This window comes from Curtobacterium sp. 18060 (assembly GCF_902706105.1).
GTDB lineage: Bacteria > Actinomycetota > Actinomycetes > Actinomycetales > Microbacteriaceae > Curtobacterium.
Map to the genome: position 1 here is coordinate 123610 of NZ_CACSJV010000001.1, position 12780 is coordinate 136389.

Here is a 12780-nt window from a genome sequence, read left to right on the forward strand (position 1 = left end):
GGGAATCGGGAAGTCGGGGACGCAGTGGCGCAGTACGGTCAGGGTGAGCCACTCGGTGCGTCGTACCGGTTGGTCGAGCTGCTCGGGACCGGTGCCACCGGCGAGGTCTGGCGCACCGAGCACACCGCGACCGGCGAGCACGTTGCCGCGAAGCTGCTCCGTGCCGAGCTCGCCGCCGACCCGCAGATCGTCGAACGCTTCGTCCGCGAGCGTTCGGTGCTCCTCGCGCTGCAGCACCCCTCGATCGTGCGGGTGCGGGACCTGGTCGTCGAGGGCGACCGGCTCGCGATCGTCATGGACCTGGTGCCCGGTGGGTCCGCGCGCGATCTGCTCGCATCGAACGGTCCGCTGACCCCGCGGGACGCTCTGACGATCACCGCCGAGACCCTCGACGCCCTCGCCGCGGCGCACGAGCGCGACGTGACCCACCGCGACGTCAAGCCCGACAACGTGCTGCTCCAGACCCCCTGGGCCGCCGGTGCGACGGGCGACGTCCGGGTCACCGACTTCGGCATCGCGTCGGTCGTCGCCGAGCGTGAGCGCACCACCACCGGGCTCCTCGGCACGCCGCAGTACATGGCGCCCGAGTCGATCAGCCACGGCCGCGCCGGTCCCGCTGCGGACGTCTACGGCGCCGGGGTCATGCTCTACGAGCTGCTGTCCGGCCGCACGCCCTTCGCCGGGCCCGGCACGGACTTCGCCGTGGCGTACCGGCACGTCACCTCGAACCCACCGCCGCTCGACGTGCCCGGTGCGCTGTGGTCCGCGGTGTCCGCCCTGCTGACGAAGGACCCGAACAGCCGTCCGGCAGCAGCGGACGCCGCGGCGACCCTGCGGCGACTCGCCCGGTCCCTCGCCTCGGCCCCTGCGCTGGCCGCGACGAGCGACCCGGACGCGTTCGACGAGGTCGAGCGGCCCGCCACCGTGGTCCGCGGGGTCCGTCCCGAGCGCGATGCTGATCGGGATGACACCGGGGTACTAGAGGACGAAGCCCTGGCAGGGCCGGCTCCGGAACTGGGCCCGGCCGGATCGCAGACCGTCATCCGGCCGATGGCCCGACAGCCGCTGCCGGCCGCCCCCGCTGCCGAGCCCCCACCGGCGCGTCGGTTCGCCCGTCCCGAGTGGCTGACGAACCGTGCGCTCCTGTTCGGTGGCATCGGCGTCGTGCTCGTGGCCGCACTGGTCGTCGGTGGCGTCGTGTGGCTGCCCGGTGCGCTGCGGAAGACGCCGGGCGCCGGCACCGCGACCGCACAGGCCGCCAACGCCTACCAGCAGGACCGCCCACTGCCCACGGGCCTCGCCACCACCCGCCGCGCGACCATCGACCCCGCGAAGGGCACCGTCGACCTGCGCGTCACGTACGCGGCGCAGGCGTCGGCCCTCACCGGTCCGTTCCTCGAAGTCGTGCCGGGCTCCCGCTCGGGGGCGTCCTGCCCCGCGGTCACCTGGTCCGGCGAGGGCATCTCGGCGAAGCGCAACCAGCCCTCGCTGACTGGTGTCGATACCGCGTGCGCCTGGGCCCTGTCCGGGGTCGAGGTTCCCGCCGGCGGCGACGTCACGGTCGAGGCCTCGGTGCCGCTCGCTTCCGTCACGGACGGCGCGGCGCTGCAGACGTGGCTCGACAGTGTCGGCGAGGCGACCACTGCTGCCGTGAGCGACGACTCGGTGCGCGGGACCGCCTACCCGGTCCAGCGGCTGCAGGGCGTCGAGGTCCGCACGCCCGACCGCACGGTCAGTCAGACGGCCCTGCCGGTCACCCTGGTGCCGGTGTGGCCGAACGGTGCCGACGAGCTCAACCCGCTCTACCGCAGTCCCGCCACGGGACGCCCGTCGCAGATGCTCGTCGACGTGGCCGGCGGGGAGTCCGGCGTGCGGTTCGCCGACGGCTGCTCGGGGGCGTTGGCCGTGTCCTCCGACGGGCTGGTCGTCACGGCGCTGTCGGTCGCGCCGTCGTGCACGGTGCGGGCGACGGTGGGGAACTTCACGAACCTCGAGAGCTCGCCCTTCGGGATCACGACGCGCGACTGAGCGCGCTCTGGTCGTGACTGCGGGTCGATCCTGCCGTCCGTGGCGGACGCAGCCACGGGCCTCCAGGTCGACGGTCTCGGCGTCTCCGTCAGCTGACAGCAGACGCGGTCTGCACGAGACGGACGGTCCCGCCTGAAGCGGCGTAGCCGCGGCCGACGGTCAGCGCGACGGGCGCGCGACGCGGCAGCGTGACGCCGAGGAGCTCGCCGTCGTAGTCGACGTCCGGCTGCAGCAGCACACCACACCGGGACTTCCGGACCGAACGGGTCCAGTGGCTGTACATCGACCGGAGGTCAGCGGACCGGCCGGCCGCCACGACGCACAGTCCGGGGCGCTCGGTCGTGAGCAGCGTCGCGATGGCCTGGTCGCCGTCCTCGAACCGCTCCGCGTCGTCGATCAAGAGCAGCACCGGACCGCGTTCGAGCCGGAGCCCGGCCAACAGGGCCGGGACCTCGTCAGGGCCGACGGCGATGCGGTCGAAGGAACCGGAGGCGAGCGGGGAACGGCGGTCACAGATCGCCCACACGGCCGGACGCACGCCCTCGGCTGTCCGCGCGAGCTCGGCGACGGCGAGGAGCACGCTCGACTTGCCGGACCGGGCCGGGCCGGCGACCAGCACGTGTTCGCCGTCGTAGACCTCGACCGACGCCGGCTGCAGATCGTCCTCCGCGATGCCGATCGGGATCCGCCAGGGCTCACCCGCGAACACCGCTCCGGCGCCGAGCTCGTCCACGAGCACGGCATCGGGCAGCCGACCGACGGCACTCGCCTTCCGGCTGCTGCCCGGACGGGTGTCCGCGATCCGGGTGACGGCCTCGGCGAGCGGGACGTCCGGGGTCGCGACGTGCGACTGCAGCCGCATGGTCGAGTCGATGAAGCGGCCGGGCACCGGCGGCGGGACGTCCTTGGGGCGGACCCCGATGGACGCGTAGTCGTAGGGGTCCGCGAGGCGGAACATCCACTTCTGCGTGGTGACCTCGTCCATCGCCGACGGCACGGCCTTCGCGCGCGTCGTCGAGACCGCGAAGGAGATGCCGAGCGCGGGTCCCTCGGCGTACACCCGGTAGAGCGCGTCGAGCAGCTGCTGCCCCTCGAAGTCCTGGTACTCGTCGCGCAGGGCGGCGAGGCCGTCGATGAGCACGACGGCACGGCGTCCACCGGGTGCCGCACGACGACGCTCGAGCTCGACGCGGAGGTGCCGCAGGAACCGCGTCTGCAGCTCCCCCGCACCCGCACCGGAGCCGACGTAGGCCGTCGTGTGCGGCAACTGCGCGAGTGGGGCGAGGTCCCCCGGACCCATGTCGAGCACCAGCAGGTCGAGCTCGTCGGGGCTCGACGCTGCCGCGAGCTGCAGCGCGATCGTGGCGAGCGCGGTGCTCGTCCCGCTGCCCGGGATGCCCATGAGCATGAGGTTGCCCTCGTCGAGGTCCCATCCGGTGGTGACCTGGCGCTGGTGGTCCGGGTCGTCGGCGAGCGCGACGGGCACCGTCGTGGATCGCCCGTCGGTCAGGGCGGCGAGCTCGACGCGGTCGCCGAGCGCCTCGGGCCAGATCGGACGCGGCGGGGCGTACCCGGCAGCCTCGTTCGCCTGCCCGATCGCCTCGATGAGCTGGTCGAGGTCGGTGACGTCCGACGCGGTCGGCGCCGGTGCCGGCATCGGCGCCGGGACACCGAACACATCCGTCGGCCGGACCGAGACCGGCTGCTCGGCACGCTCGTCACGGGCTCGGCCGGTGACCAGAGCGGTCTGCACCGGGGTGATGTCGTCCTGCCCGAGCTTCACGTAGGCGCGGCCGGTCTGCTGTCGACCGATCCCGGCTGCGGCGGGGACACCGATGACGTTCGTCGAGTCCTCGCGGCTCTGCACCCGCAGGGCGACCCGCATGTTCGTGTTCGCGAGGATGTCCTCGCTCACCACACCGGCCGGCCGCTGGGTGGCGAGGATCATGTGGACGCCGAGCGTTCGGCCGACGGCCGCGATGCTGACGAGCGACGTCAGGACGTCCGGGAAGTCCTTCGCGAGCATCGCGAACTCGTCGACGACCAGCAGGAGCCGCGGCATCGGCTCGACCGGCTTCGTCGCCAGGTAGGCATCGAGGTTGTCGATGTCGGCTCCGGCTGCGGCGAACACCCGCTGGCGTCGTTCGAGTTCAGCTTCGAGTGCCCTGATCGCACGGTCGGCGAGCTGTTCGTCGAGGTTGCTGATCGTGCCGATGGTGTGCGGGAGGCGCTCACACGCCGCGAAGGCCGCACCGCCCTTGAAGTCGACGAGCAGGAAGTTCAAGCGTGTCGGGTCGTTCCGCGCGGCGAGCCCGGCCACGAGGGACCGGAGGAACTCGCTCTTGCCCGAACCCGTCGTGCCGCCGACCAGGCCGTGTGGGCCGTCGCGCACCAGGTCGATCTCGAGCACACCGCTCTCGGACGAGCCGATCGGGGTCGAGAAGCCCGTGCGGGCGTCCCACGCCGTGCGGATCCCCTCGCTCGACAACAGCTCGGGCAGGCGGACGAGCGAGGGCAAGGACGCCCCCGGCACCAGCAGTTCAGGATCGTCGAAGTGGGCGACGCTCCGGGCACTGCGCTCGGCGGTCTCGACGCTGAGGCCGGCGAGCACGACGTCCTCGACACGGGTGCGGTCCTCTGGGCGGTAGACCGTGGCGGCGGCATCGGCACCGACCGTGATGATCGACGTGCAGGCGGCGGGGAGCTGCTGCTCGTTCGTCGCGATGACGATCCCGCTCACCCGGCGTGGTCGCTCCCCCGGGCGCAGGGATTGCCCGGGCACCGAGCGGCCCTGGCCGAGCAGGTTGCGGGCGGGAGCATCCCGTCCCTCGGTGAGCACCTCGGAGTCGACCACGACGAGCAGGTTCGGCGTCGGCAGCTCGTCGAGCGACTCCCGCAGGCCACGGAGCATCGCCGCGCTCTGGTCGCGCTGCGCCGACATCCAGCGGGCGCCGGTACTGCTCCCCGCCACACGCGCGTGCGGCAGCCAGGAGGCCCACCCCCAGTCCTCCGCGCGGCCCGCGTCGCAGAAGACGCCCACCGTCAGGTCCGCTGGACCGCAGTGCACGGTGGCCTGCGTGAGCAGGCTGCGCGCCAGGGCGAGGGCGCCCTGACGGTCGCCGACGATCCCGACGACGCCGGCGTCGGACAGGTCGGCAACCACCGGCGCGGCCGTCAGACGGCTGTCGGCGATGGCGGCCTTCGCCTCGTCCTCGAGCTTCGCGGACGCTGCACGCTGGTCGACCTCGGGCCGCCAGGGAGCGTCCCCGGTGCCGGCGTGCAGGCTCAGGAAGTCCTCGTCATCCGAGCGGCGCTGCCACAGCAGGGTGGTCGGCAGCTCGGCTCGCCGCACCACGGTCGCCGGATCGGGCACGAGCTCCTGGCGGCGGGCGGCCTCGACGGCCGCGGCTTCGGAGATCTCACCGCGGAAGGACTCCACGGCCTCGGCGAAGCGGGTGTCCTCCTCCTTCAGGTTCTTCGCGCGGCGGTGCTTCTGCTCGAACCACATGCCGATCGCGGTGACCGGGGAGAGCAGGGCGAAGAGCGCGAACCGTGCGTCGCCGAGCAGGAGCACCATCGCCCCGGCGAGCACCAGGGGCGCGGCGACGGTGATCCAGCTGAACTTCGACGCCGGTGGCACGTCCTTGCGTCCGGGCGGCACGACCGTCTCGGCGTCGGAGGTCCGTCCGGCGCGCGGTGGACGGTTGAACGGCGCCGTCGCCGCCGGGGTCAGGTTCGCCATCGAGCCGGCCGCCGGCACGGGCACCTCGTCGAGCGCCGGCCGGACGAGCAGCACGGCCCCGCCCACGATGACGCTCGTCGTCCCGGTGAGCAGGACCCCCTCGGCATCGATGCGCTCCCCGGCGATGACGGTGCCGTTCGTCGATCCCGCGTCGCGCACCCGGACACCGTCGTCCTCGCGCTCGACGGTGCAGTGCTCCCACGACGCGCTCTCGGTGGGGAGCACGACGTCGGCCTGCGGCGCCCTTCCGACCACGAGCTTCCGCCCACGAGAGACCGGCACCACGAGCCCGGCTTCGAGCCCGCCGGCGAGCGTGACGGTCCAGCCGTCGGTGCCGAGCGGACGCTCCTCGGGGGTTCGTCCGATGCGGGATCCCTCGAGCAGCACGAGGTCCCGGAGCGGGGTGTCGACGCTGGTGCGGTGCCCGTCGACCGCCAGGGTGGTGCCGGGTTCGAGCGTGAGGCCGATGGCCGCGGACACGAGGTCCCCGAGCGAGGATGCGCCGGACCACCCGTCGACCTCGACCGCATCACGTCGGTCGTCGAGCTCGATCAACAGGCGCATGCTCGCGTTCCTCTTCCGGGTCGGTGCGTGGGTGGGTCAGTCCGTGCTGGAGTCGTCGAACCAGACGAGCGACGCGGTCCGGGCAGCGTCGGTTCCGCTCCCGGTGCCGTCGCCGGACGCGGTGCTGGCCGGACGGAGACCGAGCTGCTGTGCCGACGCCGCGAGCACCGTCGCGGGCGTCCCGAGGGCCTGCTGCCGCGTGAAGTCGAGTGCCGGACCGGCGATGCCCGCATCGGCGTCGAGGTCGAGCGTGGCGAGGGCATCGGTGACGTCCGCCGGCTCGACGCTCCGCGCCGAACCGACGGCGCGGACCAGGGCGATGACGGCGTCGTGGCTACGCGAGTCCGCTGCGCCCGCGACCGCCGAGAACGGCTGGTCACCGGTCAGGTTCTCGGCGTCCTGGTCACCGGCGAGCACCCGGACACCGCCGAGGAAGGCGGACATCGCGCGGCCCCCGGCATCGGAGGCGAGCGCTCGGGCGTCGTCGGTGGCGACACCCACGGTCCGGAAGGCGCCGCTCAGGCTGCCGCCGGCTTCGACGAGCGCTGCGCCGAACGCCGGGCTCGTCGCATCCGGGGTGAGGACGACCGGCACCGTGACGTTCTCGGCCTGGAGCGCGGCGACGAAGGCACCCTGGCGCTGCGCGGAGCCACTGACGACGACCGCGTCGGAGTCCGGCGTCACCGTCTTCGCGTTGGCATCGGCATCGGCGTCTTCCTCGTTGCTCGTCGCGCCGGTGCGCTCGGCGACGGTCGTGGCCAGCGCTGCAGCGTCCGCGGTGTCGTCCCCGTCCAGGACGTGCGCGACCCGCAGGCCCGCCGGAGCACCGCCGCCCAGGTCGACCAGCAGTGGCGCGTCGGCGTCGCCGAGTGCCGTGGTCATCGCCGTGCTGATCGAGCCAGCCGCCGGCGCCGTCGACCAGGAGTCCTTCTCCGCCGGAGCGTAGGGCAGGACGACCGGGATGCCCTTCGCCGCAGCAGCAGTGAGGGCGCCGGACACGTGGCTGCCCGACGAGGCGACGACGATGCCCGCGACCCCGCTCTTCGCGAGGGCCTCGACCGCGGCCGTGCCCCCGGCAGCGGTCCCGCCGTCGTTCTTCGTGACGAGCGCGACGTCGGTGCCACCGAGTGCGAGCCGACGCTCCGCCACCAGCGCACCCTGCGCCGCTTCGTTCCACTCGGATCCCTCGCCGTCGCCGAGGGTGACGATGACGCCGATCGTCGTCTTCGCGGGGACGTGCCCCACCGTGATCTTCACCGGCACGGTCGCCGAGACCGCTTCGGCCGGGGTGCTGCTGCCGAACACCCGGAACGTCAGGACGGCGGCGACCACCGCGGCCACCAGGAGCACCGCGATGCCGACGAAGAGCAGCGGACGGCGGCTGCGCGGACGCGTTCCGTCGGCGCTCTCCGTCGCCGTGACTTCGGTCGTCTTGTCGCTCATCGGTCCGCCCCGATCCGGAAGGTGTACAGCGTGGTCGACGTCGCGCTGGCCGGGACCTTCAGCTGGAACGCCGGCAGCGTCGTCGCCGCATCGAGCGATGCACGGAACTGCTCCTGCTGGAGCAGGATGCCGGCGACGTCCTCGGCCCGGACGTTCGCGTACCCCGCGGCGTTCTGCGACGCCAGGGCGAGCTGGTAGTCGGCGGAGTCGGACTTCGCCGCGCTCGTGGCCATGGCGCCGAGGATGCCGGAGCCGTTGACCTTGCGGTCGCCCAGGTCGAGCATCACGCGGTTGAGGTCGCCGGTCAGCAGCGTCGAGGCACCCTGCACGTCGCGCGTCGAGGCGCTTGTGCTGGCCGCGATGCGCTCGAGGCTGGACGCCGTCTGCCGGTCGACCGCGGAGGAGAGCTCCGAACCCTCTTGCTCGAGCGTGCTCTTCTGCTCGTCGATCGTGCCCTTCGAGTCCTTCGTGACCTCGCCCGAGGTGGACCGGAGGCCGGCGATCGACTTGTCGAAGGCCGAGATGACGGCGTCACGACTGCCCTTCGCCGTCTCGCTGACCTGCCGCACCTGCTGGTCGATGATCTCCTGGACGTCCTTCTCGGACTGCGTGGACGCGTCTGCGAAGGCCTTGCGGACGGCGTCCTGCAGCTCGGTCTGCTGGGCGCTGATCGCGGTCAGCTGGGTGCCGACCACATCGCTCGACTTCGTTGCCTGCTCGACCAGTTCCTCGAGCTGGCGGGCTGCGCCGTCGACCGAACCCCCGTCGTTGCGCACCGCTCGACGCACCTCCTCGATGCCGTCGTCGAGTGCATCGACGTCGTCGGACAGCGTCGTGATCGCGGCACCGATGCCGGTCGCGGAACGGAGATCGGTTGCCGCGATCACCGCGTCCCACTGCTTCGCCTGGTCCGTGAGGCGTTCATCCATCGGGGTGCTGAACCGTCCACCGGGCTTCAGCGTCGTGCCCTCTTCGGCGCCGGGGCAGGGGGTCGCGGTCAGGTAGCCCCGCAGCGCATCCGCCTGTTCCGCGTCGAGCTGGTCGGTTGCCGCGAGGGCGCAGAGCTGGTCGGCGACCTCACGGTTCTGCGCCTGCATCGAGGTGCTGAACAGACCATCGCCGGCGTTGCCCACGAGCCCGCTCGCTGCGATTGCCTGCCGGTTCACCGTCGTGACGGCGTCGCGCACGGGGCCGAGGTCGTTGGCGGTCTGGTCACGCAGGTCCTGCAAAGCCTGCAGGGTGCGAGCAACCTCGCCGGTGCCGTCGCTTCCGAGGGCCTGGACCGCGGTGTCGATCTCGCCGAGCTTGGCGCGCAGGGCGTTCGACTGCTCGATCGCCGTGTCCGCGAGCTTGGGGTCGAGCTGGTCGGCGAGCTGCTGCCCGGTGCTGACCAGACCGATCAACGAGGTGCTCACCGCACGCGACGATTCCCAGAGCGCGCAGGTCAACGATCCACGGGCCTCCTGAGGGGCGCACGTCGCTGCGTCCGGTGACGCCGGGCCGACGGATCCCGCCAACTGCGCACTGACCTGCTGCTTGCACGCCTCGCTCGCGTCGGCGTAGCCCTCGAGCTGCGACGAGACGCGGAGCAGGTTGCCGTAGACGCTGCCGCCCGCGGTCGAGGTCTTCGGCGTCGCCGCGCACCCGTTGCCGTCGAGCACCGTGGCCGGTGCCGTCGCCGAGGTGTCGCCGAGCAGGCTGTCGAGACTCGTCGTGGTCTGCTGGAGCTGCTGCAGCACGGTGGACTGTGTCGCCTTCACGGTCGCCCCGAGGTCGCCGTTCAGGGAACCGAGCTCGCCGGACAGGGACCGCATGGTGCCCGCCAAGGACGAGCTGCTCTCCTTGAGCCGCTCGGCCGTGCTGACTCCGAGGGTCTTCGACGTGGTCTCGAGGTTCGACCGGACCTCGGTGATGGTGCCACCGGCGCGCGCCAGCACCTCGTTCACCTGCGAGATCAGGTCGATCGTGCGGCGCTGGAGCGCGAGTTCGGAGTCACTGTCGGACCCGAAGGCCGCGTTGACGACGCCCGTGGAGGACAGGTCCGTGGACAGCCCGGGCTGCGCGGCGACGTCGAACGTGGGCGCCGTGAAGTCCTTGACGTCGGCGACGAGGTGCAGCGTGCTGCTCGCGCCGGATGTCGGCGGTGCCAGCAGGCGGCCCCACTGGACGACCGCGTCCCCGTCCTCGTTCGTGCTGACGACTCCGTCCGTGGACGAACCGGAGTCAGCGGCATCGGTGACGATCCGGTCGGCCGCGGTGCCGGTGAGGACGGTCGAAGCGGCGACGCTGAAGGGCGCGCCCACCAGCGCCGGCGTCGAGCGAGAGGTCCCGGCGACGTCGTAGGTCAGGTTCTTCGACGTGACCGTGAGGTTCTCGATCGTCAGGTCGATCGCGATCCGGCCCGAGTACCCGTCGAGGTCGGCGAGGTCGGTACCGGTCTTCTTGGACGTCGAGTACTGCGTCGTGATGCGGAGCGGGAGGTCGCCAGCCGCCTTGGCGGGGTCGTGGTCGGTCGTCGCCGACGAGGAGTCCTTGCCCGCGACGGAGATCGCAGTGTCGGAGATCGACGTGATCGAGCCGTCCGCGGCCAGACGCGTGTCGACCGTCTGCAGGATCCGTGACGGGTCAGCCACCGGCTTGTCGTCGGACGTGCACCCGGCGAGCACCAGCGCGGCGATGCCGGTGACGGCGACCGCCCCCACGAGCCGGCGAGTGGTGCTTCGTGCTCCGGTGTTCCCGGCACGCTGGTTGATCACGGTCTTCCCCCCAAGAGAATCGTCGAGCACATCGATGCTAGTTGCTCGATGGCGTCGGGTCCGCGTCGATCGGCCGCCCTGGCCGCCCCCGTTCGGGCCACACGCCCCGACTGGCATACAACGTATCGCATCCGGAGCGTCGCGCGATCGCTGTCCACAGCCGCGCTGATACTCTGCACGCATGATCCAGGGGGACCAGGGCTTCGGGCCCATCGAACGACGACGTCCATACGCACGACCGGGGGCAGATCGGTGACACTCAACCTCTCGCCGGTCCTCATCGCGCTGATCGCGATGATCGCGATCCCGGCCGCCGTCAGCGCGCTCGTCCGCCGGAGCGATCGCAAGCGACCACCGTCCACCGTCGTGGGCGACGAGGCGTACGGCGTGCTCTTCACCGTCCGCGCACGCCGGTGGAACTACCTCTTGCTCCGGATCATCGGGATCGTGTTCATCGTCGTGGGAGGGTTCTTCTTCCTCGCCACGCTCACGCTGCTCGACGACCCTGACGCGATCGGGATGCTCATCACTGCTGTCGCCATGGTGCTGTTCGGGATCCTGTTCGTCTACCTCGGCGTCGGGCAGAAGCGCCGTCGCGTCGAGGCGTACGACTCCCAGCTGGTGGTCACCCCGATGTTCCGCGCAGCACGGACCATCGACCCGACGGCGATCAAGCACATCCGGCCCACCACCAACCGATTCGGCGGCCTGGACATCAAGGTGAACGGGCAGCGCGGCGTCATCAGCGTCATCTCCATCGATGCGGCCTACCCGGAACTGTGCGCATGGCTCGAGCAGCGTGCGCCGGCGCAGTGGAACGATTTCGTCCGGGTCTTCGGGCACTGACGAGCGCCTCAGCCACCCTCAGGCCGGCTCGAAGCTCTTGACGTAGACGGCCTGTCGAATCGTGTTGAGGAAGCTCTGCACGGCGAAGGAGCCCGCACCGACGTCGAACTCGTAGCGCTCGCCCGAGACGACGGTCTCGGCGAGGTCATCCTCGTTGTCACGGGTGACGCCCCGCTGCAGAACGAGTGTTCCGCAGTCCGAGGTCTCGAACACGATCTGCGACGTCGACGAACCGATCCCCTTCAGCGAGTGGGACGATTCGGCGCTGCTGTGGGCAGAGGTGACGGTACAGACTGCATGCACCCGGTGTCCTGCGTCGTACACCTTCAAGGTGATCGGCCCGACGAAGAAGCCCAGCAGGGGTACGAGGACAACGACAGCGAGGACGATCGATGCCGCGACCCTTTCCCGCCGCACGCGCCTTCTCCGTGCGACTCGTTCAGCGCCGGTATCAGTCAACCGTGACTCCGACGCCCGTCGTGCCGACAAACTGGCCAGCCGGCAGGCAGTCCACCGTCCCGGCATCGGGACGGACGCGCCACGGCCTTCCCGCGGCTCCCCTTCGTCAGCTCGAACCCGTACGTTTCAGGCGAGAATGCATCACGCCAAACCGACCTTCCGCCAATCCACTTTGCCATCCTCCCGCCTGTTCTTCCAGTTCGAGAGGCCCCCGGCCAAAGCAGCTCAGCTCCGCCGCCGGCCATCACGGCGATGGTCACCACAGGACCCAGCGGCGTGCACATCGCGAGTTTCACGCCGTAGGCGGCAACGTTGGCCCCGACACCCTGGACCGCTCCTGCGATGGCCAGCTGCCCGCCTTTGGTAAACATAGTGGCACTTGCTTGTCGGACCCCTGCCCCGCCAGCCGTGCGCAGGATCTGAGCCACCTTCGGGATGACTTGAAGCGTTCAGCCCCCTATGCAGAGCGGAATCGGTAGACGGTGGGGAGGCGGTTGATCACACCAAGAAACGATCGAAGTGCGTAGGACCCAGTGCCCACCTCCAATTTCACCCGCCCAGCTTCTTCGAGCCTGGTCGCAACCTGCTTCGAGTTTGCCTGAGTAACACCTTGACGAAGCAGCAGCGACCCGCAGTCCTTCGTCTGTATTTCAACCTCCGCGCGCGAACCACCAATCCCAATTCGGTTGACATTGCTACCAGTTCCCGCATGAGCCGATTTCACGTCACATGATATCCAAGCGTGGCGTGCCGCGTCGTAGGCATTCAGCGACGCCGGCGCAACGAACACGGCGATCACTATCAGGATCACTACACCGAGCGCCGAAAAATAGCGCATCCAACGCGACCTCGAGTAGGCGTCTCGGCTCACATGACCTGGAGCGTTGCCGACGGATCGCGCGGTTGAATCGTCGCTCATAACACGCACCCTCTCATTGCCCC

7 protein-coding genes are annotated in these 12780 nt (G+C 71.0%); 2 read left to right on the forward strand and 5 right to left on the reverse strand.

The window, feature by feature from the left end:
- Positions 1 to 24 precede the first annotated feature (24 nt).
- Positions 25 to 2028: a serine/threonine-protein kinase gene (locus GVL05_RS00635; protein WP_159570349.1), complete on the forward strand. Its 2004-nt coding sequence runs from the start codon at positions 25 to 27 to the stop codon at positions 2026 to 2028.
- 88 nt (positions 2029 to 2116) lie between these two features.
- Here the strand turns inward: GVL05_RS00635 and GVL05_RS00640 are convergent, their stop codons facing one another.
- Genes GVL05_RS00640 through GVL05_RS00650 form a run of 3 tightly spaced genes read right to left on the reverse strand, consistent with a single transcriptional unit; the run spans position 2117 to position 10533 of the window.
- Complete coding sequence (locus tag GVL05_RS00640) at positions 2117 to 6334, reverse strand: FtsK/SpoIIIE domain-containing protein (protein WP_159570352.1); 4218 nt, start codon at positions 6332 to 6334, stop codon at positions 2117 to 2119.
- Positions 6335 to 6370: 36 nt separating this feature from the next.
- Positions 6371 to 7777, reverse strand: coding sequence for a hypothetical protein (locus tag GVL05_RS00645; protein WP_159570355.1), 1407 nt, complete (start codon positions 7775 to 7777; stop codon positions 6371 to 6373).
- Entirely contained in the window at positions 7774 to 10533 is a 2760-nt protein-coding gene (locus tag GVL05_RS00650; protein ID WP_159570358.1) for a hypothetical protein, read from the reverse strand. The genes GVL05_RS00645 and GVL05_RS00650 overlap by 4 nt, the downstream gene beginning before the upstream one ends.
- Before the next feature lie 252 nt (positions 10534 to 10785).
- Here GVL05_RS00650 and GVL05_RS00655 point away from each other — a divergent pair, with 252 nt between their 5' ends.
- Complete coding sequence (locus GVL05_RS00655) at positions 10786 to 11379, forward strand: hypothetical protein (RefSeq protein ID WP_159570361.1); 594 nt, start codon at positions 10786 to 10788, stop codon at positions 11377 to 11379.
- Between the two features lie 18 nt (positions 11380 to 11397).
- On the opposite strand, the gene GVL05_RS00660 is transcribed toward GVL05_RS00655, so the two are convergent.
- On the reverse strand, positions 11398 to 11838 hold the full coding sequence (locus GVL05_RS00660; RefSeq protein ID WP_159570364.1) for a hypothetical protein: 441 nt from the start codon (positions 11836 to 11838) through the stop codon (positions 11398 to 11400).
- 457 nt (positions 11839 to 12295) lie between these two features.
- On the reverse strand, positions 12296 to 12757 hold the full coding sequence (locus tag GVL05_RS00665; RefSeq protein WP_159570367.1) for a hypothetical protein: 462 nt from the start codon (positions 12755 to 12757) through the stop codon (positions 12296 to 12298).
- Positions 12758 to 12780: the final 23 nt, after the last annotated feature.

Excerpts from the sequence above, each read along its gene's own strand:
- GVL05_RS00640 (WP_159570352.1), bottom strand. The coding sequence starts at position 6,334 with ATGCGCCTGTTGATCGAGCTCGACGACCGACGTGATGCGGTCGAGGTC.
- GVL05_RS00645 (WP_159570355.1), bottom strand. The coding sequence starts at position 7,777 with ATGAGCGACAAGACGACCGAAGTCACGGCGACGGAGAGCGCCGACGGA.
- GVL05_RS00665 (WP_159570367.1), bottom strand. The coding sequence starts at position 12,757 with ATGAGCGACGATTCAACCGCGCGATCCGTCGGCAACGCTCCAGGTCAT.